This window comes from Motilibacter peucedani, assembly GCF_003634695.1.
Taxonomy (GTDB): domain Bacteria; phylum Actinomycetota; class Actinomycetes; order Motilibacterales; family Motilibacteraceae; genus Motilibacter; species Motilibacter peucedani.
Genome location: NZ_RBWV01000010.1, coordinates 183,069 through 205,372, shown reverse-complemented (window position 1 = coordinate 205,372; position 22,304 = coordinate 183,069). Strand labels below are relative to the sequence as shown.

12 protein-coding genes are annotated in these 22,304 nt (G+C 67.8%); 2 read left to right on the top strand and 10 right to left on the bottom strand.

Annotation, left to right across the window (positions count from 1 at the left end; genetic code table 11):
• Positions 1–141 precede the first annotated feature (141 nt).
• The 8 genes from CLV35_RS05800 to dcm all read right to left on the bottom strand — a co-directional run bounded on the left by CLV35_RS05800 (position 142) and on the right by dcm (position 18,031).
• The gene (locus CLV35_RS05800) at positions 142–2,016 is read right to left on the bottom strand and encodes a DUF262 domain-containing protein (protein WP_121192528.1); all 1,875 of its coding nucleotides are present in this window, start codon (positions 2,014–2,016) and stop codon (positions 142–144) included.
• A 226-nt stretch (positions 2,017–2,242) separates the two neighbouring features.
• Entirely contained in the window at positions 2,243–7,603 is a 5,361-nt protein-coding gene (locus tag CLV35_RS05795; protein ID WP_121192527.1) for a DEAD/DEAH box helicase, read from the bottom strand.
• A gap of 16 nt (positions 7,604–7,619) precedes the next feature.
• A complete protein-coding gene (locus CLV35_RS05790; RefSeq protein WP_121192526.1) occupies positions 7,620–10,718 on the bottom strand; it encodes a hypothetical protein in 3,099 nt (1,032 codons plus the stop codon).
• A gap of 1,407 nt (positions 10,719–12,125) precedes the next feature.
• Positions 12,126–12,386: a hypothetical protein gene (locus tag CLV35_RS05785; protein WP_147431887.1), complete on the bottom strand. Its 261-nt coding sequence runs from the start codon at positions 12,384–12,386 to the stop codon at positions 12,126–12,128.
• A 53-nt stretch (positions 12,387–12,439) separates the two neighbouring features.
• Positions 12,440–12,712, bottom strand: a complete 273-nt coding sequence (locus CLV35_RS05780; protein ID WP_147431886.1) for a hypothetical protein — start codon at positions 12,710–12,712, stop codon at positions 12,440–12,442.
• A gap of 577 nt (positions 12,713–13,289) precedes the next feature.
• Complete coding sequence (locus CLV35_RS05775) at positions 13,290–14,378, bottom strand: ParB/RepB/Spo0J family partition protein (RefSeq protein WP_121192523.1); 1,089 nt, start codon at positions 14,376–14,378, stop codon at positions 13,290–13,292.
• A complete protein-coding gene (locus CLV35_RS05770; protein WP_183061757.1) occupies positions 14,371–16,431 on the bottom strand; it encodes a Z1 domain-containing protein in 2,061 nt (686 codons plus the stop codon). The genes CLV35_RS05775 and CLV35_RS05770 overlap by 8 nt, the downstream gene beginning before the upstream one ends.
• Before the next feature lie 139 nt (positions 16,432–16,570).
• Entirely contained in the window at positions 16,571–18,031 is a 1,461-nt protein-coding gene (dcm, locus tag CLV35_RS05765) for a DNA (cytosine-5-)-methyltransferase (protein ID WP_121192521.1), read from the bottom strand.
• 16 nt (positions 18,032–18,047) lie between these two features.
• On the opposite strand from dcm, the gene CLV35_RS20965 reads away from it, so the two are divergent.
• Entirely contained in the window at positions 18,048–18,695 is a 648-nt protein-coding gene (locus CLV35_RS20965) for a very short patch repair endonuclease (protein ID WP_407938188.1), read from the top strand.
• A 209-nt stretch (positions 18,696–18,904) separates the two neighbouring features.
• On the opposite strand, the gene CLV35_RS05755 is transcribed toward CLV35_RS20965, so the two are convergent.
• The gene (locus CLV35_RS05755; RefSeq protein ID WP_121192965.1) at positions 18,905–19,567 is read right to left on the bottom strand and encodes a potassium channel family protein; all 663 of its coding nucleotides are present in this window, start codon (positions 19,565–19,567) and stop codon (positions 18,905–18,907) included.
• Positions 19,568–19,601: 34 nt separating this feature from the next.
• Positions 19,602–20,984, bottom strand: coding sequence for a TrkH family potassium uptake protein (locus CLV35_RS05750; RefSeq protein ID WP_121192520.1), 1,383 nt, complete (start codon positions 20,982–20,984; stop codon positions 19,602–19,604).
• Between the two features lie 138 nt (positions 20,985–21,122).
• On the opposite strand from CLV35_RS05750, the gene CLV35_RS05745 reads away from it, so the two are divergent.
• The gene (locus CLV35_RS05745; RefSeq protein WP_121192519.1) at positions 21,123–22,160 is read left to right on the top strand and encodes a hypothetical protein; all 1,038 of its coding nucleotides are present in this window, start codon (positions 21,123–21,125) and stop codon (positions 22,158–22,160) included.
• Positions 22,161–22,304 lie beyond the last annotated feature (144 nt).

Below are 22,304 nucleotides of genomic sequence, written 5' to 3'. Positions count from 1 at the left end.
CCGTGCTGGAAACGGAGGACGCGTCGAGCGTCGACCGGTAGGACTCCCACCAGGACGCCGCGGCAGGCGGCTCCGGTCGCCGCATGCGGACGCGCTCCACGACGGGAAGTCCGCCCTCCCCTGGAGGTGCTGGCGACACCGCTAGTGCCGCTCGCGGCGCAGCGTCTTGATGCCGGACGAGCCGAAGCGCGCGTCGAGCTGCCGGGATGCCTCGTCGAGATCCGCGTGCAGCACCTCTGCGACGCCGAGAGCCACCTGCTTAATGAATCCCCACTGGCTGGATGTCTGGGCGTTCTCAAGCCGCTTCCACCCGCGCGCGGCCTGCTTCATCTCGTCTTGGTGCTTCTCGAGCACGTTGACCGTGTCCGCACCGTGCAGGGTGGCGCCGATCGTGACGCCCACCAGGGTCGCGACCAGGGATAGCTCCTGCCACTTGCTGCCGATGGAGAGTGAGGGGCCCCACGCCCCGGGGACTGCGCCGTGGGCCTCGATCCCCTCGGCCAGTAGGAGTAGCGCCTCGATGACGACGTCCTCACGCCGCAGCAGCGGCGTGGGGCCGGCTGGGTCCCCCTCGACAGCCTCGAAGAAGGAGTCGAGGTGGTGAGCCGTCGACTGCTGCTTGGGGGTGTCGTGGAGCAGGAGCGCGGCGATCCACGTGAGTACCTTGGTGCGCCGGTAGCGGCTGGTCCCGAAGCCGTAGTCCTGGAGTGCGGGGCCGACGAGGGAGAGCTTGCCCCATGCCGGCGCGAGGAACGGCGCGACCACGTGCATAGGCTCGCTGTCCCCTGCGGTGATCAGCAGTCCGGGAACCAAAGGCAGGTGGTGGTGGACGGCGTTACGGATCTCCTCCGCGTTGAGCTGCACGCCCTGCCGGTTGTACAGGTTGAACACCTCGTGGATCTGGCGCCGTGTCGCCTGGGAGTACTCGATGACGGGGATCTTGTAGTTGGTGACGCGCTCGAAGACGTGCCGGACCTCGTAGCGGGTTTCGGCGATCTGGATCTGCTCGCGCTTGATCTGGGTGTAGTACTTGCCCTGCAGATGCTCGAGTCCGCCACGGAGCGCGCGGCTCTCGGCGCGGAGTTTGAACGGGAAATGCAGGTCCCGCTCGACGGTTGCCGTCAGCTGCTGGCCGGTGTGGTTCTTCCACGCACGGCGGAAGCGGGGGTAGTCGTTCTGGAACAGGCTGAGCAGGTCGCTGTTCGGGTACCTGGCCTCCGTCTGTTCGACGTGTGACACGGCGTGGGGGTGACGCCCGATGAAGCGCAGGATCGAGGTCAGCCGCTGCTTGCCGTCGACGACCTCATAGGGGGCGTCGGGAAGCTCGGGCTTGAGCACGATGATCGACGGTAGGGGAATCCCCCGGAGGATCGACTCGATCAGCATCTGGGAGTCCTTCGTCGCCCAGACGTCGTCGCGCTGGTAGGACGGGCTGAGGTTGAGACGTCCGTCCTCTGCGTGCCCGCTGAAGTTCATGATGGGCCAGATGTCAGCCGTCGCGGTGACGGGACCGGTGGCGGGCTCCTCCTCGTCCGACTCGTTGTCCTCAGGAGCTGCGTTCCAGGCCTCCTGCCACTGCAGGCTGGCGGCGTGGACGGAGTCACCTTGCTCGGCCGCCTCGTCGAACATCCGCTGGAGCACGACGGCTCGCTCAGCACGGTCGTTGAGCCGCTCGAGACCGATGAAGGAGAGTCGGCTTCCCCCGCCCGTTCCTTCGATCGCCTGCTGCGGGTCCTCGAAGCCCAGGCCCTGCCCTAGCAGGCACAGGAACTCTTCCACGGTGGCCTGGACCTGGAGCCGGGGCGTGAGACGAAGCCACCCCTGGTTGTCCACCAGGTGGCTGAGCCAGCTGGTGTCAGTGAAGCGCACCGCGTCGGCCGTAAGAGGGGATGTGGAGGGCGTAACTCCGGCTGGCATTACCGTCGCTGTCGACAGCTCGGCAAGGAGCTCGGCGATGCCGCGCTCCAGCGCCTCCCGGGGGTCGTCCTCGGCGGCACCGACGGGGTGCTGGCTCACGTTGTCTCCTCCGCGCGTGCGAGCCCGGAGGCTCTGTCGTCCGATCGGCCTACCTTGTCATCCCAGCGGTGCACATGCACGGACCTGAGAGCCGGCTCCGGGTGTCGTCGCTGCGACGGCCGACTGAAGTGCCACGTCGAGAGGAGGCGGCGCAACTCGCGCCCTTGAGACGCTGCGCGGTCCCCTGGAAGTGACCGCTCCTGACGCCACTACTTGCCGCGTGTCTCTAGGTTGAGTTCCCCACGAGGTGCCCAACGATGCTCTCGGGACGACGCACGAGGTCGAAGCTGCTGACCAGTCTGGCTGTCGGCCACGCTGCTCGCGCCGCCGCTACCCGCGGTGCGACGGTGTGTGGCGCGGTGTCCTCGAAGGGATGCGTGGCAGCGAGGACTGTGCCGTTTCTGGCCCTGAGCGCCGGAAGTGGTCCGGTGGGCAGCGGCTCGGCCTTGAAATCGCGTGCGAGGGCGTCGAGGGCTCGCTGGTCCCGATCTCTGTGGCTGTCGAGCGGGACGGGCCGCTTGCTGAGAAGGTCGAGCAGGTCGCACGCGAGGCGCCAGTCGAGCAGTGCGTGCCACGGCCTGTTGCTGTAGTCCCGGAGACACTGGTAGCAGCTGCTGTCGCAGGCAGGGTCACCGTGCCGGGAGAGCTCGTTGGCGTAGGCGCCGGCATGCTCGAGCAGTGCGTGCGGGTCCTGCCCGAGCCGGACGGCGTAGCCGGCTCCGTTGGCGAGGGTGTCGGCGACGAAGAGCTCGCCGGGGACCACGCTGCCGTCTGCGGCAGGCTGGCCAGGGTGAACACCGATTTCGATCTCCCCAGGTCCGATGTCGAGCCACTTCACTGCTGCGTCGCGGACGAGGTAGCCCAGGGAGGCCCAGGCTCCTCTTCCGGCGGGGGTGCGGATGTCGATGGTGAACTCGGGCGGCGTACCCGCCGCTGCGAGGACGAGCACGTCGGTGCGGCGGCGTGCGGCCAGGGCGACTCCGGGCAGGACGTCGCCGATGCGCTGGTGGTTGTCGAGCGCTGGACGGTCGTCGCCGTAGGCGACGAGGCTGCTCGCCTCGACGAGCCCGTCGGCAGGGCTCGCCTTCCCCTGGTAGATGCGCATCGCACGCGTGAAGTGGAAGAGCTTGGCGTTGTTGTCGTTGACGGCGACGATCTCGGCGTTCGCGACGCGCACGGTGGCGTTCTCGACCGTGCGGCCGTCCACCGGGGGAAGGCTGAGCCTGGGCTGGGCGGCGCGTGCTGTGGGATCGGAGAGCTGCTCGTAGTCGCGGGGGCGGTAGGTGGTGCGGTAGCCGGCGGGCTCGGCGAGCGGCGTTTGCTGGAACAGAGGCTCTCCTGCTCCGCAGGTGGGGCAGGTGTCGGTGGGCTTACTGGTAATGCTGAGGCAGGCACGGCAGATACCGGCGTTGTCGACGGGCCCAAGGGGGTCAGGGTCGGGCTTCCAGTGCCCGTTGCCGGTCTGCCAGTAGCCGACGAGGCCGATGGCGGTGTGGATGGCCTTGTCGCGGACGACCTCGCTGCCGGGGGCGAACTCGCTGACTGCGATGTCGTCGTTGCGGTCCAGGGTGCTGGCCTCCCGGCCGTCCTTGGGTCGGGCGGTGTATAGCAGTCGCGTGTTGGTGGGGAACCCGAACATCGGCAGGAGGCCGCCGCGGGCGAGGGTCTCGCTGAGCTCTGAGCCGCGCCCCTCGCGGACGATCCGGGTGATCTCGGGGACCAGGCTGGTAGTTGCCCACGTGGACAGCGTGCGGTCGCTGTCAGGCTCGTGGGCGGTCGCCGCGAGCAGGCGGACGGCGATGGTGCGCAGGTCGCCGCCGTGGCCGTCGAGCCACCGCTGCAGCAGGTGGGCAAGGCGTGGGGTGTCGAGCCAGCCTTGCCTGCTGCCGAACTGGCCGTGGATGGAGCGGCCAGGCGCGAAGTCGGGGAGGTCGGCGGAAAGGTCGGCGAAGGCGCGAGTCAGGACTTCGGCGGCATAGGCGCGTCGCAGGATGGGGCCCGAGCGCATGTCGAGAAAGGGCTGCGGTGGCTTGTCTCCGGTAATGGCCTCGGGGTGAGAGAAGTAGTACTCGTCGTGGCTGCGTGCCCCGCGACAGACGGTCAGCGCAACGGCGAGGTGCTCGCTGCGGCGGCCGGCTCGCCCGACGCGCTGCTGGTAGTTGAAGCGCTGTGGGGGCATGTTCGCCATCACGACGCCGAGCAGCGCACCGATGTCGACGCCTGCCTCCATGGTCGTGGTGACGGACAGGACGTCGACCTGGTCGACCACCGGGGTCTCGTCGCCGTCGAGGAACACCTGCTGGAACTGAGCCTGCCGCGCCTGGGCCTCGAGCGGGTCCGTCTGCCCACTGAGCTCCTCGCAATGCAGCCGGTATGCCCCGCCTCCGTCTCTGGCCAGCCAGGAGTAGTAGGCCTCGTGCTCGAGGTTCTCGGGCCAAGGCTCCGCTCCGAGGGCGCGACCGCAGGCGACGCACGCTCCCGCACTGGGATGCAGGTGCCTGGTCCGGCAGGTCAGGCACCGGTGCACGGTGCGTGGCTGAGCGGGAGTCGTCAGTCGCACCTTGTCCGGCTGGAGCTGGTAGCCGTTCTGGTCGCCGATCCCGAGGGTGACGCCGAGGGCGTCGAGCAGGGTCTGCGCGTCCGGTGCGCTGGGGTTGGCCTGGACGACCGCTTTGACGTAGTCGGTGACCTCGCGCGGCCAGGACCGTCGGTGGTCGCTGAACCAGGCCATCCGGCGGCGGCGGCCCATGATGCGGATGACGGAGCACGCCATCTCATGTGAGGTGTCGCTGCTCAGACCGGGCAGCGTGATGCTGTGCGGGGGAACGGCATGCGCGAGCCCGAGCGCCTCGATGTCCCGGTCTCCGCCGGCAAAGACGGTGCGAGCGACCTGCTTGCTCAGCGCCTGTCGAAGGTCGGCGAGCAGGGCTGCTTGTGGAGCGTCGAGTGCGGCGCCGCGGTCGCGGGCGGGGCTGCTCGTCCAGGAGTAGAGCTCCGTCCAGGGCTGGGGGGCCTTCGCTTTGGTCTGCTGCATGGAGTTGGCCGCCCCAGCCGGGTTGACGCCGAGGGTGAGCAGGCGCGGTTCGGTGGCGTTGACGAGGTCGATCAGGCTGGGGGTACCGGAGAGAGCTGCCTCTGCCTGCCTGATGGCGGCCGAGTCGACGTCGCTGAGCTGCTTGCCGAGGGATCTCTTGAACATGGCGTTGGCCGCGTTGAGGTTGGAGGCCTCGAGCCGCTCCCATGCTGCGGTCGGCTCGGCGGACTCATCCCCCCCGAGGTAGGACTGGATGAGCGCGAGGTCACCGTTGGTGGATTCGAGCTCGACTAGGACGAGGGCGCGCACCAGGTCGAGGTAGTGCGCGAGCTCGAGGTCCGCGGCGACGCGGGCGGCACCTTGTCGGCTGTCGGAGAAGACGACGAGGCTGCTGTCGAGGCGTCGCTTGAGGGCCCCGGTGAGGACCTGGTTGGCGCGGTTGAAGCCGACGCCCTGGGTGCGGATGGGCGAGCGGCTGCGTTGCGGGTCTTCGACGGCCCCCTTGTTCGTGTACTCCCAGTTGTCTCCGCAGGACGGGCACCGCGTGGGGAAGGCGGGCATGCGGGCGGGTGCGCCGGGTACGTTCGGGGACTCGATGCGGAAGGTGTAGCCGGTGTGGCCGAGCTGGGGGCGGTCGAGCTTTCCGCTTCCGGGTGCCAGGTTGGCCTTGGCGAAGCTCAATCGGTAGCCGGGGGCGACGGGGTCGTCGGGGAGCTTCGTGCCGGTCGCGGTCCAGGCGGCGACGGCGGGGGTGCGGGTGCTGGGCCAGTAGACGCGGTAGTTGTCGGCGTTGCGGCCGGCTGGTGCGGCGTCGGGAAGGTCCTCAAGCGCGCTCATAGTGGAGACAAGGAACTCCTTGCCCTTGACGCGGGTGACGTAGCCACCGAGGAGCGTCTCGCCGCAGGACTGGCAGTACAGCAGCTCGAGGACGCGAGAGCCGCAGTCGCAGGTGAACCGGGGGCTTGAGTAGATGCGCCCGACCGAGCGGGGCTCGGCCTCCTGTGGCTGTGCGTCGCGGGGGCAGGAGGGGTCGCTGCAGGCCCAGAGTCCTTGCAGGGTGCGCACGAACACGTGCGCGCGAAAGCGGGCGTCGGGGGTGTGCTCGTAAGCGAGCCGGCCCACGAGGGCTTCGAGCGTCTGCTCGGGGGTGCGGCTAGCGGGGAACGCCCTTCGGGCGGCGTCGGCGAAGGAGCGTGGCTTGAGCTTGCCCCCTGGTTCCGTCCACGCGTGCGCTAGGGCGCGGCGCAGCGACCCGTCGGTTGGCAGGGAGACGTCGGCGGCGTCCGTGGAGGTGGTCAGGTCCTGGCCGAGGCGCTCGAGGAGGTCGCTGCCGTCCTCGGTCTCGTGTGTGCTGGTGACGAACGAGAAGGGGCGGCTGGCGGGGCGGGCGAAGAACTGGCTAAGAAAGGACCGTCCTTCGGCGTCGTCGTGGATGCTGGCAGAGGTGGCGATGACGGAGAGTTGGCTGGGGCGGGTGTCGAGGCCGAGGGCCATAAGCAGGCGGCGCAGGAGGTAGGCGACTTCTGTTCCGGCGGTACCCCGGTACATGTGGAGCTCGTCGACGACCAGGGTGAAGATGTTGCTCGGGGAGGCCGCGATCCACTCACGCGTGGCAGCGAGCAGGTTCTGCTCGTCGCTGCGGCCGAGTGCGATGCTGAGCATGCTGTAGTTGGTGATGAGGATGTCTGGTGGGGCGGCCTGCATGTCCCACCGGTTGGTCATCTCGCCGCCGTCCACCGCGGGTAGGAAGTACCGGCTGCGCTCCGCGTCCGGGTCCTTCTTGATCTTGTCGAGGAGTTTCTGGTGGCGGCGGTCAGCGGAGCGCATCAGCTTGCGCAGCTCGTTGGTGCGGTCCTTGCTCGCCGTGGCGCTGGTGCCGCGGACGGGGGTGCGGCCGGTGTAGCGCCCGAAGTAGAACCGGTTGCCCGGCCGGTGCTCGTTCAGCCACGCCCGGGCCTCAGGGGAGTCAAGCGACTTGCGCAGTCGGACCATCTGGTCCTCGACGAGGGCGTTCATTGGGTACAGGAGCAGGGCGCGGACCGCGGCGGGCCGGCCGGGACCTGGTCGGCGGGAGGCGGTGTAGTCGCCGGCACCGGACCACCAGGGGACGCTGGTGGTGGTCTCGGGCTCCCAGGTTCGGGACTCTGCGACGAGCCGCTGGAGGACGGGCAGCAGGAAGGCTTCGGTCTTGCCTGAGCCGGTTCCGGTCGCGACGACGACGTCCCGTCCGTCGTGGGAGTGACGTAGCGCTGTGGCCTGGTGGGTGTAGGGGTAGTCCTGATCGAGCAGCCCGGCGTGTACAAGGGACGCGGCCTCGGGGGTCCCGAACGCGGCCATGGTGTCGTGCAGCGTGGCTGTGTCGCTCGCGTAGCTTGGCATGAGCTCGAGGAAGGGCTCGGCGAACACGGTGCCGGGCTGGGTAAGCAGCGCCTGCCGCTCGGCGCGCACGGCGGTGTCGCGCAGTTCGTAGGCGGTGTTGTAGAAGCGCAGGAAGCACTGCTGCAGGTAGTCAGTCAGACCGAGCACGCTCAGCGGCGGTGGTGCCTCGGTCATCTCGCGTCCCCGGTTCCTAGAGCTGGTCGTTGCTCGAGTGGGAGGCTAGCCCAAGGACGGCGAAGATCGCTTCTGCGGTGGGTCCGTTGACGTTGTCGTAGACCCGGTAGTCGTGCCCCGGACCGTGGCCGTCGAGGCGTAGCCCGTGGCTGGTCCACGGCGGCAGGCCGGTCCGCAGGATGAGGGCACGGTGTGCCAGCGCGGGCAGCGGGAGGTGTGCGGGGACGAGGAGGGCCTGCCGCACCTCGTGGTGGGCAACGACCGGAGTGGTCTCTCGCGCGGCGGTGTCGAGCCAGACCCCGAGGTGCCGGTCGACGCGGACCAGCGGGCCCTGGTCGGCGGCGCGCCAGCCGAAGACGTCACCGTGCGCGAGCTGGTAGCGGTAGAGGCCGCGTGCGGTGTCGTTTGCCCGCTCTACGTATCGGTAGGTGAGGTGCCCGGTCCGCTCGCGCAGCTTGCTGACACGCGAGGGAGAGGTCTCGAGCACGGGGCTCGCCCTGAGGACTGACCCCTTGGTCGGCATGGCTGCCAATAGGGCGTCGCTGACGGCCCCGACGTGGGTGACGCCAAGCGCGGCTAGGGCTGCCGTCATCTGGGAGGCGTTGCGTCGGTCCCAGTCGACGTAGACGGCGGTCGGGCCGGCCGGCAGTCCGTGCTTGAGGGGGGTGCGCAGGTGCAGGTCGAGCCCTGCGGCAGCAGCGGCGACGCCCTCGTCGAGATCCTCGTCGTCGGCAAGCCGCTCGAGGAGCCGTACCGGGCGGGCGCCGGTGAGCAGCCCAAGGCCGGCTGCGTTGGAGAGGTCGAGCAGAGCCGCGGGGGCGACGCTGACCTGCCGGCGGCCGTAGTCGCGCTCGACGTGCCCGAGACCAGCGAGGTCGTTCAGTGCGAAGCGCCACTGCTCAGCCAGGTCGCTCATCCCGTGGCGCAGGCAGGCCCATGCCCAGGCGTCGCGGAACTGCGCCGCCGAGCAGCGCGCGGACTCTCTCTCGGAGAGCCACATGAGGACGTCGTCGTAGGGATTCGCAGGCACTGCGCCCTGCACTATGTCGCTGCGCAGCGCTAGGGCCGCCTTTGCAGGCTCCTTTGCGGACGCCTTGAGCAGGGCCGGCGCTCCCCATCCCACGAGCCGGGAGACGAGGTCGCTTCGACGGCGCATGGCGCTTGCCGGTAGGCCGGACCAATCGACCCCGAAGACCTGACCAACTAATTCGGGACGGGGTGCAGTCCGCGCTCGGCCAGGCAGCGGGGTGTACTGGGCAGGGATCTCCACGCCGAAGATGCGCTTGCTATGCGGGCTGCGTACGAGGACAAAGGCGGCCGGCGAGTCGAGCGTGCGCAGCGCGGCCAGGACGTCGACCGAGCAACTGGTGAGCCCTGCGCGGGAGAGCCATGCAGGCAGCGACGGGAAGACCTGGAGCAGGGCTCCGTCCTCGCAGAGGGCAAGGAGCTCCTGGCCGGGGCGAAGCTGGACGACGAGCCTGTATGCGGGCGGACTGCCGGACAGCAGCGCACCGGCCAGCCTGGGCTCCTCCGCACCGCGGACAGGCTCGGCACCGGGTCCCAGCGGAAGTCTCCAGGCCACATTGCCGTCCGCAGCAGCCTCGCGCACGTGGGTGACGACCGTCAGTTTGTGCTGCTCTCCCTCGCTGCCGACGGAGTGTGTGCCGGGGTCAAGGGCGAGGTCGGCCAGCCGTACGGTGCCAGGCGCCCCCAGCAGGCCGCCGGCCCACGGCACCGGGTGCTCGACGTCTGCGGGCGCGCCGTCGAGGACGAGACCAGCTCCGTCGGGCAGAGATACGTCGGGCTCGTGGCCGCTGAGGTAGATGCCGGACCGCACAGGCAGACCGCCGGTCAGAACCACACCGGCGGGCCGCTGCCTGACCAGGAACCCGAGCCGGAGCTTGTGCAGAGTCGCGGGGTCTGCGGAGGCAGGCAGTCCAGTCATCCAGGACCAGCCAGGCGCGGCCAGGCAGGTTCTCGCCTCGGGCAGCGCAAGCTCTCTAGCGACGGCCTTGAGGTGAGCGGTGCTGCCGAGCAGTCGCAGCCCACGGTCGTGGAGAGTCGCGGTCCGCGCTTGTAGCAGGACGCCAAGGCCGGGGTCGTCGCGCAGCACGTAGACCGGCTCGCCACCGACGCGGACCCGTCGCCCGGGTGCGAGTTCGTGCACCGCGCCCGTGCCCAGCAGCTGCTGCGGTGGGGTGGCGAGCTGGAGCAAGACCAGTTGGTCAAAGTTGCTGGGGGTGTAGTTGCCCCCACCGGTGTCCAGCGGGACCCCGTGCAAGGAGTCGTCGACTGTGACGGCACCAGCGAAGGACTCGGTGAGCTCGTCGTACGCGAGTAGGCCCCGGATCTCCCCCTGTGATCGGCGGGCGCGCGGCACCCCCGTCCATCGGGCAGCCTCCTCTGCGAGGACATCGCAGATGATCTCCCGGGAGGGCTCGTCGTCGAGCCGCTCCAGCAGCGACTCTCCCACCTGGCCGCGGTAGCGCAGCCACTGGGTGAGCTCGGACAGCAACGCGGTCGCGGGCTGGGGACCGCGGAGGTGCAGTGCCTGCTGTGCGAAGAAGTCCTCCATGGTCAGCCGGTCCCGGTAGCGGACTACCGCCTGGCTCCGGGCCCAGCCCTGCAGAGTCCAGTGCGCGTGAGTTCGTGCGCTGGGCAGCCCGTTCTCGGCGCCAGGCCCGGCCAGCCACTCGTTCCACAGCAGCCACAGGGCACGGACGTCCTCGCCGTAGCCGGGAGGTGCGGCTGCTACCGGGTCAAGGCCGAGCAGCGCGTTCTGGGTGCGGTAGACACCGGCTCCCGCCGCCACCGGGTCTTCGGTAACGGCGAGGACCGTCATCGCCAGGGCGGAGACCAGCGGCGGTGTACCAGGGTAGCCACGCTGGCGCCACCTGCGGGCACGGGACAGTGCATTGTCGAACGGCCTGGCTCCGCGGGTGTTGCGGAAGTACCGCGTGAAGGCCTCGACTGCCTCACGCGGCGGCAGCCCGCTGGCTCCCGCCAGCACGTCCGCATCGACGTACAGGTAGTGCCGCTGGTCAGGCGAGGGCGCCTTGCACGCGCGCAGGATGGCGGCATCCCAGTCGAGGCGGTGCGGGACTGGGTCGGCCACAGGCGGCACTGTACGTGCCGGCACTGACATCGCAGCGGCACTTGGCATAAGAGGTGGACGTCCAGGGACACCTGTCGACCACGGCTGTCGTTGCTCGGGCAGCGCGATCGTCCGCACGGAGGGCCGCTGGCTCACGACTGCCGCAACGGGCCCGAGGGATCTGGTGCCGTACGGGCGGGCGTCTCCATGGCTTTGGAATCGGCAAAGGGTCCGGCCGTCTGAGTCGCCTGCGACCGCCAAATGGGTTGTCGGTCTCTATCAACGCGGCTCCTGAGTTGCGCGTCGCCGTTAGGAGCCAGCGGAGCCGCGAGCAGGGATGCGCTAGCCGGCGCCCGCAGCTTGCCTTCCCCAACCCCCCACCGTCGTGGGGGTCTGCTGAGGACGCCCGCCCTCCGCTCTTGGACGTCCGCCGGGCGCCCCTGACTGTAGTTCGCCCGCGGCGGATCGGCCGTAGTCGACCGAACCTCGACGTCGACTACTGGGCAGCAGAAACGAGACGCTCCCACGAGGCCCGGTGCGACGGCCAGCCCAGACCCCGCATTCGCCAGATCGAGCGCGTGCGCGCTCTGCGGACCGCGGGCCTTGCTCGCACAGCCACCTCCTGCCTGAACTTCGTGCAGCTTCGCGGGCTCGTCCTCCTCGTCCTGGACGTGGTGCCGGCGCCTGCCGTCAGCCCGGAGCTCTGCCGCGCATGCCACTGCGTGAGCCGCGGCGAGCGTGGGGGCGAGCGTCCTCCCCCTCTTTGAGCTCCAGTGCCTCCTGGAGCAGCACCTCATAGTCCCGCCCGTCGTTCGCGAGAGAAGTAGTCCACCGAAGCGCTTCCGCCGAACCCGTTGTGCACGGGCAAGAGCCGGTTCAGTTCGGGTCAGTCGTCAAGGTGCTCGACGAGGTGGAGGATCCTGTCGAGCCCCGCGTAGTCTCGGGGAAGCTCGAGCGCACCTGCTCGCCGTCCATGTATTGCCGCCGAACGGCACTCGCGATCTCCGACTGGATCGAGACGTTCAAAGACCGCTGGCACAGTCACTCCGCCCTCGGCTACCTCTCACCCGCAGCATGCGGACAACGCCATCTCATTGCCGCGGCAAGATGACCGCATCAACCCGGTGTCCACCAACCCGAGTCAACTCCAGATTGCCGATGAGCCGCATCGTCTGCAGCCAGCGAGCGAGCTCACGACGGTTGGACCTCTTTCAAGCCGCTGGTGGAGCGCATTGGCGAGCAGCAGGCAGCGAGTCCGGCTACTACAAGCGTCTCCTTGCAGAGGGACCGGAAGTCGGCAATCGGATCGGGTCATCAGATTGCGCAAGCCCGCAGCGGGAAGCGCCCGGCTATACCCGCCGCCTTCGCCGCTCGGTCATGCAACAGGCTTCTATCCGTTGCACTCGCGGGGGTCCAACGAGGCTCGAGTCAGGCGAGGAAGAACGCGACGGCGTCGAGAACCGCAAGCAAGCCATTCTTTGTCACAGTCGCTCCCCGTGACTCGAAGTCCGGGTGCCAGTGGTCTCCGGCTGCCTCGACTATCGCCCTAGCCATCTCGGGCTTGGCCAGCCTGGCACTCAGTCCTAGCCCTAGACGCTCGTTCACCATCGTGAAGATCAGTTTGGGCTCGGTAGAACCTGACGACATGGGCGGAGCAGCCAGCCCGAGTCGGGCAGCGATCTCCACCACGATGTCGGCCTTCTGCGCTGAGTTGGCCCACGCTAAGTCAAGACGTCGAACACTCACTCCTGAGCCCTCATCAGTTCGAGACGCTCTTCAGCCCATCTCGAGACCGGGCGCAAGTCATCATCCAAGTGAGCCTCCTGGGGGATCATCGCTGCTAGGCGCACTCGGTCGAGCACGACCGTCTTGGCCGCGAGAGCGTTCCACTCCTCGCCCGCGGGCACGACGTCCGGAATGGCTAGAGCGGTGTAAGGCTCTATGTCAAGGCGAAGGTAGCCCGCCCAGACGCGTACGTCCACGTCTGCGGCCTTCTGAACGAAGTCCTTCTCCAAGGTGCATTGGGCGAGAAGGACCGGAAAGCCGGAGCGACGGTCCGGAAAGGGGCGCCACGCTACAACGTCGACGCCACCGTCTTTTCCGTGCGGCGGACGGTAAGCTGTTCCGACGGGTACGTGCATCATGCCTGCAAGCCACTTGATTGCTTCGGAGAAAGCGGCTGGCCGTCCCTCCTCGCCAGCTCCGAAGCGGAGGGACGACGTGCCTGGTCCGAAGAGGGATCGCAGAGCGGATGCCGTGACACGCTCCAGATGGGCGGCCGCAGCAGGGATGTCCAGGGCACGCCGCGCAGGCGACTCGGCACTCATGAGCAGTAGCGCTGTCCATGGCGCAGTGTGGGGGTCAGCCGTCGCCGCCGCACCACCGCCTCCGACGCGGAACGGGTAAGCTGCCTCCAGCAGGCTTGCTCGACGGCTCATCGTCGTTAGGCCAAGGGCAACGTCGGACTGCGAGTAACCGACGTCCCTTCCCAGTTGGTGCAGTAGGTCGCTACCCAGCGACGTCCTGCGGGACAGCGCCGTCGTTTCGACCCAGTCAGCGACTTTGTTGGACCGTCGGGTCGGAGCGTACGTCTCACTCATGGCCGAGAGCTGCCAGGAGCGCGTCAGCGGCCGCCCGCGCCTCGTCGACAGCGGCACTGACCTCGCTGTCGTCCAAAAACTCAGGCAGGTCCTGCAGGGCCGCCGTTAGCGAGTTCTTACCGGTCCGCAACCGGTGGAGCAGGCGCTGCCGGGGATCCACGTCAGCGTCTCGCGTCTTCTGCAGCGCCAGCTCAAGGGAGTCACCGCTTCGCAGGGCAGCGAGCCCGACCGGGTTGGAGACCACATTACCCAGCCGGCTAATGTCTCGGGACTCTCCGATGACAGGAGAGATCTCCCCATCGCCGTAAAGCCAGGTGATGAGCTCTCGCAGTTCCGAAGCTCGAAATGCCGGGATGGGCGGCTCGCCGGTCGCTGTTTGAGACCCGAGCGTCGCGCCGATGTGCTCGCGGAGGCGAGGCGTGCTCATGGCGACTGTCATCAGTGAAAAGGCCTCCTCCAAAGGACCAGTGTCGATACCCATCTCGCGTGCCTGGGTTGCGATAGCCTGGTCGCGGTACAGGTTGCTGACCTTGGTTCGGTCCACGCCGATCATGTCGGCGACATCAGCGAAAGTCATCTTCTCCTCATCCACCAGGCGAGCGACATACCTGGCCTGAGCGTACGGCTGCCACTGGAGGATGCCGGAGATGTGACGGAACCCGATGATCGGAGTAGCAGCACTGCGACTAGGCACAACCACGACGGGCACGAGGTCGTCCGCCTTGACCCCTGCCTTGCCGGCTAGCGCTTCCCACGGTCCTGGGTTCGCAAACTGGGTGCGGAGTTGTGCGTCCACGAGACCGCGCAAGGCAGTCAGTCGTCGGTTTCCCTCGACGACCACGTACCGGCCTGAGCCGTTTTCGATGGCTATGAGTGGCTCGCTGCCGAAGAACCCGTGGGAGGCTATCGACTCCGCGACGGTGAGCGCGTCGAAGCCCAGCTCGAGGTGCACCGCGAGGTCATCCTGAGTCATCCCCTGTAGTTCGCTGGGCAACCGGGGGTTCTGCGGGTCTAGGAGCAGGCTCTGCAGGGGGAGCCTGCGACTCTCTCCCGTCGACTTGACCTCTCGCAGGTCATCCATCAGACACTCTCCTCACGATGGTCTTCTCCCCCGCGTGGACGACGAGCGTGTAGAGCTCGGGCACTTCACCGGAGCGGCTCGAGATGACACGGTGCACTTGGATGACAACCCTGCTCGGGTCTTCGCGCACTCCACCGACGGCGCGGTCACCTTCGTAGAAGGGCACATCGGGACGCCGACGTGTGTCTGCGCCCTGCATGAGGTTGACGAAACCGAGCTCGACGTCCCACTCGCGGGTGCGAGGACCGCCATCCGGATGCTGCATGAGGACGACGGGCGTCTGCTGCGACTGGTCTGGCTGTCGCTCCAGCAGGTCCGCCAACTCCGCCTGCCGCCATCCGGGGCTGCTTCCGGGACCGGCACCACGCCACTCACGGACCAAGGCAGCGACGGCTCGCAGTGGAGCATGGAGAGTGGGGTGGTGGAGCCGTCCGTAGTCCAGGCTCGGGGCGGTCAGCAGACCGAGCTCTTCGACGGCGAGTGCGTTCGCTTCTCGGTCGAGCGGAGCAAGACTCGGACGTCGCAGCTGGTGCCACCCGCCCCCGGCGTTGAAAGTCGAAAGCGCCGCGATGACGGACTGACGTGTTGGGCGTGTGCCAGGCGGCAGCAGGAGCCCGACGCTTCTCGCCCAGTCCCCTACCGGCTTTCCCTCGTCGAGCCAGTCGCGTAGACGGGCGCGCAGGTCGTACTCAGTGTCGACGATCCCTCGGAGAACGGCGAGGGTTCTCGGCGTGGCGAAGAATTGGCAGTACGGCAGTAGGTCGCCGCGGTACCCGAAGGCCCTCGCGCGTTGCTCGAGAGTATCGAGTTGGTCGCTCGCTGGGCGGTTCATGTAGGTGACCGTCAGACCCTCCACTGTGAACCCCCTATCAAGCTTGTTGCCCCCCACCAGGAGGTGTACGGGAGCGACCTTCCAATCAACTTTGTTCACGTCGCTGGCGGAGTTCACGAGCCAGAGAGTTGCTTCGCTCAAGACGTAGCGGACGCGTGTGAGGAACTCGAAGTCGTCCGCCTCGCGTCCGCCGAGCGTCGTGATTCTTCGTCGTTCGTCCAGGATCTCGGAAGGTAATTCCGCAGCCGTTGCGGCGGCCTTCGCTTGCTCTGTCCACCGCTGAAGAAGCCGGTTGATGAGGAAGTGGTAGCGAGCCTGCACGTCGTTCCGCTGTGTGCTGTGGACGAGCATGGATACCGGTGGTGCAGCAGCTTCCACAGCCAGAAGCAGTGCCGTCCCAGCGATGAAGCTGCCGACAGCCTGCACCAATGACTTGGACAACACGGTAGGGAGCGTTCTCGGCCGCTGTTCGTCCAGTGTGGGTATAGCACGCACGACGATGTCTGCGTGGTCGACGAAGAACTCGCGCCCGCCGGTGTAGCCATGACCGGGCCGCAGCATGTGCACGAAGGAGGGGCGCAGTTGGTCGTCAGGCTCGAGGAGGAGCGGCGCGTACGGCGTCGCCGTGAACTGGACGTACAGGAACTTGGGAACCGCGCTTCGAAGGCCCGCGATGGCGGCGTAGGTACGGCTCTCGGCCCCTGACCCCGCCTCGGTGTTCAGGCTCGCCTGGTCCGCTTCGTCGTCGACGACAAGGACGGGAACTTCCTTGCCGCAAGCTGTGCTGAGGACCTTGGCGAGGGCGTCAATGCGGCCGGCATGCTTGAGCACCGGCACCAGCACAACGCGGCCGCGGTCGAGCCAGCCGCGGATCTCTTTGGCTTTCGCAGCTCCGGCTGGGTTCGACAGGTGCACCCAGCGGTAGTCTTCGCGTTCTCCCACCCCAAGGGCATCAAGCAGCCGCTCCTGGTTCTGTTGCAGCAACAGGTTGGTCGAGCCCATGAGCGCCACGATGACCCGGTAGCCGTCGTCGGCGGCGGCGGCAATGAGCGCTGTGATCGCGGTGGTCTTTCCCGACTGCACGTAGCCCAGCGCGAGTCCGGTGCTACTGCCCGCGTCTCCACAGGCAAGGGGGCCGTGGGACAAAATGTCGTCCGCCGAGGCCCAGAGGGCGGCACGCGTCTGCAGGGATAGCCCGCGGCTTGCGAACGCCTGCTCCATGCGCTGCCGCTCCGTCGCGACCCCTTGCCCCATGAGTGACTCCCAGCTCTCTACGGTCACTCTAGCGGTGAATCGGTCCGCGTACTCGTGAACCTGCACTTCACCGACACGCGGTCCTAAGGGCAGGCCTGAAGGTTCTCTAGCGCGAAGTCCTCGGCTGAAGGAGGAGCGGCTTTGCACCCGCCCGCTCGACGGCGTCGACCAGCGATGGAGCACTGCTCTCGAGGTCCGCGCGGTCCCTGAGAATGTGCTGACGAAGGACGTAGTAAGCAGCCCCCACGCTGACACCATTGCCGAGCTGCTTGTACGTCGCAGGGTCAGGCTGTGTCTCGCCTGTGGCGCTCGCGAAGGCGAACCACTCGGGAAGGCCTTGCAGCCGAGCAGCCTCTCTCGGGGTGATGCGCCTCCGGGCGGGCCCGTAGATGCTGGTTTGGGTGATCGCAACGAGCGCGGGCACATAAGTCGGGCGCTTGGCTCGAATGCCAGACGGGCGGAGGTGCATGATCGTGTCCCAGAGAGAAGCCGCATCCTGCGCCTGCCACTCGAGCTTGCGGCGCGATGGAGGGAAGTAGACGTCTCCCTCCCCCTCGTAGCGAGGACCGTCGACGGATTCAGGGCTCGTCCAGACCAGACGCTCCTCAGACTCGTCCCAGTCGGGATGCCAGTTGGGGAACCATCTCCGTCTCCACGCTGCGACGGTCTCCCGGTGCGTGTTGAAGAAAGCACTGTTCTTTCGCAGGAAATCAGCCTTCCACGCAGGTAGTTCCGGTTCCTCATCCTCCGGATCCGGCACGAAGTGGTCAGCCCACAGAGGGAAGCCAGGGAGGCGTACCCCGTTGCGCTCCTCCAGGAGCCGCGCGACGAGATCATCCCAACAATCGATCCACCGTGCCTCTGCTGGGCGCAGTGTGTAAGGATTTTCCGACGGTAGAGTGTCAAGCAGCGTCGAGAGGTCCCATAGTTGTGGGTCGTGTCCAGCCACTGGACGAAGCGGGACTAGCGCGTCGGATTCCGCTTCGGCCCAAGCTCGCTCTGGGCCGACGTACGTTCCGGTGATGAAGACCCGCTCGCGGACTTGAGGCGTGCCGCCCAGTTCGGGTGGCAGCAGGTGGGGGCTGAAAACTGTCGGGGTGTCGGAGACTCGATAGCCGAGATCCCGCAGCGTACGAACGATGGTTTGCCATGTCTCTCGCTGACGTGGACCCGCCAAGTTTCGAACGTTTTCCAGAAGTATGACTTGCGGCCGGCGCGCCTCAAGGATCTGACAGATGTCAAAGAACAAGGTGCCGCGAGTCGTGTCACGGAAGCCGTGTTGCTTGCCGCTCTTGCTGAATGGCTGGCATGGAAAGCCGGCGGCAAGGACCTCGAAGCCCTCGGGCACGTGCTCGGTCACCGCTGGCTGAGTGAACGCGGTGATATCTCCATCCGGCCGCAAGCCCCAATTGACCGAGTACACCGAGGCCGCAGCGTTGTCGATCTCCGAGGCCCAAACACACTCCCCGCCAAGGGCGGACAACGCCGCGTGGAAGCCGCCGATCCCGGCGAACAGGTCGATGAAGGTCCACTGAGCGTCTGTCGACGTCCCCGGTCTGGCTGACACCCGACCAACCTAGCCCGTGCGGACGACTGGGCCGCGGCACCACGCCCCACGAGAGCTGGAGTTGCTCAGCGCCGGCGGCTGCCTGACCAGCCAGCCCCGGTACGATCGCAGTCGAGGTCCTGACGAGCGGGAGAGCGATGTCGAACCGTGCGGCCGAGATTCCGTGAGCGTCCCTCGGCAGTCCTTCACGGGCGAACCCGGCGCGGCCGTGCAACCACCTGGCTGGCTGTCGACGCCGAAGGGTCAGCACCTGCGGGGCAGACGAGCCCAGGACACGAAACCCGAACTCGCTCTTCGCCGCGCTCTGCATGCTCTCGGCCTCCGCTTCCGGCTACAGCGACGGCTGGCACCCGGCTGCCGGCCTGACGTGATCTTCATTGCGGGCCGCGTCGCAATCTTCGTTGACGGGTGCTTCTGGCACGGGTGCCCGCAGCACGGGCGGAAGACCCCTTTCAAAGGCCCGAACGCGACTCTGTGGGAAGAGAAGATGAGCCGGAACCGCGAGCGCGACGCACGTGCAAGCGTACTGGCTTCGACACAGGGCTACCGCGTATTGCGGCTATGGGAATGCGAGATCAATCGCGATCGCGGGGCGTCGGCCGCTCTCCGTGTGAGCGCTCTCCTGCGGCCACCTTCGGGACCAGCATCAGCGACGCAAGAATAAGGAACGAGCAGCGAGCGCGAAGTATAATACGACGACGACAATTTGAGCACGAAAGCGAACGTCGCAACCGTTGGCCGGATGCCTCGCCACTGGCGCAACCCAACGCAGGCACTTCGGGAGTCGGACAATTGCCCGGCAGCGAGGATGCAGCGAAGTGCGACATTTCCTGTGTTTGGTAGCCGCGCTCGCACGCCCAGTTGACCCGCCTCCTACTCCGCCGCAAACCGCTCCGTATCCCGCGTCTCCCCCATGACGATCAACTGGTCCCCCTCCCCCACCACAGTGTCCGCCGCAGCAGGATCAATCCTCCCGTCCTGCCGCTTGATCGCCACAACGGTGACGCCGTACTTCGACCGCAGGTGCGACTCGGCCAGCGACCGCCCCCTCAGCCCCCTGTGCGCACTGATCTTGACGATCGCGTGCCCGTCGCCGAGGTCGATGAAGTCGAGGATTCGCTCGGTGAGCAGGTGCGCAACCCGCTTCCCCGCGTCCTGCTCGGGATAGACAACGTGGTGCGCGCCCACCCTGCTCAGGATCCGCCCATGCGGCTCGGTGACCGCCTTCGCCCAGATGTGCGGGATGCCGATGTCGACCAGCACCGAGGTCGCCAAGATGCTCGCCTCGATGTCGGTGCCGATCGCCACGACGGCCACCTCGCAGTCACCGGCCCCGACCTGCCGCAGCGCCTCCTCGCTCGTCCAGTCAGCCTGCACGACGTGGGTGCAGTAGTTCGACATCTCCTGCACCACCTCCTGGCGCGGATCGACGGCGATCACGCTCGTACCCGACCGCTCGAGCGACTTGGCGAGCGTGCTGCCGAAGCGGCCGAGCCCGACGACGAGCACCCCGCCCTCGACTATGTTGCGCCCCACCGTCAGAACCTCCGACACGAGTCAGCGAACGAGCTCAGCCGATCAGCGTCCGCTCCGCCGGGTAGCGGTAGAGCTGACGCCGCTCACGCAGAGCGAGCGCGGACGCTGTCGTCACCGTACCCACCCGTCCGACGAACATCAGCAGCACGAGCACCGCCTGCGCCGGCTTGGGCAGGTCGGCCGTGATGCCCGCGCTCAGACCGGTCGTGCTGAAGGCCGAGATCGACTCGAACAACACCTTGTCGAGCGGCTGGTTGCTCAGGGCGAGGAGGAGCAACGTACCCGCGAACACCCACGCCACCCCGAGCAGCGCCACCGACACCGCGATGCGCAGCGTCTGCTCCGGGATCGTGCGGCGGAACACCTGCACGTGCGCGTCGCCGCGCGCCTCCGCGATGATCGCGAAGAGCAGCACGAAGAACGTCGTGACCTTGATGCCGCCGGCCGTCGAGGCGCTACCCCCGCCGATGAACATCAGCGCGTCGGTCGCCAGCCACCCCTCGTCCGTCATGCCGCCGATGTCGACCGAGTTGAACCCGGTCGAGCGCGACTGCGCGCTCATGAAGAACGCCGCGAGCAGCTTGTGCGGCCAGCTCAGCGGCGCGAGCGTCTTCGAGTTGCTCCACTCGGCCGCCGCCAGCGTCACGAACCCGACGACCAGCAGGAGGAGCGTGCCAGCGACGGTGATACGGGTGTGCAGCGTCCACGTACGCCGTCCGCCGAATATCTCGCGCGGGTGCCAGCCGACGCGGCGGCCCTCCCGGCCGATCTCCAGCAGCACCGGGAAGCCGAACCCGCCGAGGATCGCCGCGACCGACACCGTCAGGCAGATCCAGGCGTCGCCGACGTAGGGCACCAGGCTGTTCTTGCTGAGCACGAGCCCGGCCTGGTTGAACGACGACACCGAGGTGAACACGCCGTTCCACACCGCGGACCCGATGCCCATGTCGTGGGCCAGCGCGAACCTCAACGAGAGCACGACCGCGCCGACCGTCTCGATCGCGAGCGAGGTCACGAGCACGACGAGGACGACCCGGCGTACGTCGCCGAGCCCGAAGCCCGCCGTCTCGGTCTGCGCGAGGATCCGGTTGCGCAGCCCCAGCCGGTGCGACACAAGCAGCGCCAGGACCGAGGACAGCGTCATGATCCCGAAACCGCCGACCTGGATGCCGGCGAGGATCACCGCGTTGCCGAACGGCGTCCAGTCCGGCGTGTCGACCTGCAGACCCGTGACGAAGATCGCTGACGCGGCCGTGAACAGCGACTGCAGCCACGTTGCCGACTGCGAACCCTTCGCCGCGATCGGCAGCCGGAGCAGCACCGTCGCCACGGCCAGCCCCAGACCGAATACCAGGATCACGATCTGAGCGGGCGGGCTCGGCCGGCGGCGCTGGGTGCGGCGGGCCGAGTTGGGCACCCGGCGAGCCTAGGACGAACCGGGCGTTCTAGGCGGCGAGGCCCCCTGAGCCTGCAATGATGCAGTCTCAGCATGCGCCGCGACAGAGGGCACCGGCATTGCGAAGACTGCTGACGCAAGACGAAGGAGACCTGTCTCATGCTGTTCGACATGACCAGCGGTCAGCTCGAGGCGGTCAGCAAGACGACGTTCGCCGCTGAGCAGATCCTGGAGCGCACTCATCTCCAGGCCGCGGTCCGCGACAACATCGGGGTGCTCGACCGGGACCTGCTCGTCGTCGCCGAGGAGTTCGGCAGCTTCCAGGACGCCAAGCGGCGCATCGACCTGCTGTGCGTGGACCGGTCGGCGACCCTCGTGGTTGTCGAGCTCAAGCGCACGGAGGACGGCGGGCACATGGAGCTCCAAGCCATCCGCTACGCCGCCATGTTGTCGGTCATGACCTTCGACGACCTCGTCGAGACATTCGACAGCTACCGGACCGAACGAGGTCTCACCGACGGGTCCACCGCGCGTGAGCGACTGCTGGAGTGGCTCGACGCCGACGACGCCGAGCCGGTCGTCAGCCGGCAGGTGCGCATCATCCTGGCCTCGGCCGACTTCAGCCAGGAGATCACGACGACGGTTCTCTGGCTCAACGACCTCTACGGCATGGACATCCGGTGCGTGCGGCTGTCGCCCTACCGGCTCGCCGACCGTTTGCTGCTCGACGTGCAGCAGGTCATCCCGCTGCCGGAGGCCGAGGAGCTCACGATCCGGCTCAAGAAGCGTGAGGCGGCGGTGCGGGAGCATCAGTCAGTCTCGAACGCCGACTACACGAAGTACGTCATCAGCAGCCCCGACGGCGAGACGGTCCCGCTTCCGAAGCGCAAGGCAGTGCTCGCGCTCGTGCATTCATTGTCAGGCGCGGGCGTCACGGGCGACCTTCTGGCCACGGCACTGCCCAAGGACCGCTTCCGGGCAGTTGACGGCGAGCTCGCCGGCGACGAGCTGTGGGAAGTCTTCCGGGTCGCGCACGACCGGGCACCCGACAGCCGCAAGCGGTGGTTCGTCGAGTCGCCGATCCACGACGCCGGCCGGACCTGGGTCCTCCACAGCAACTGGGGAACGAACACCGAGGCGGCGCTGGAGGCGCTGGTGGGGCTCGCTCCGGAGCGCTTCTCCTACCGCCCGAGTTGAACCAGGTGCCGCCCGTCCCGCTCTGCGCGGCTCGAACTGCCGGACCGCCTCGCGCCGGCCGATGACCGGCTTCGTACGGATGCCCGGGCCGCTCGTGCACGACGACGCCATCGAGGCGTGGGTGGTCAGCGCGTACGAGCGGGC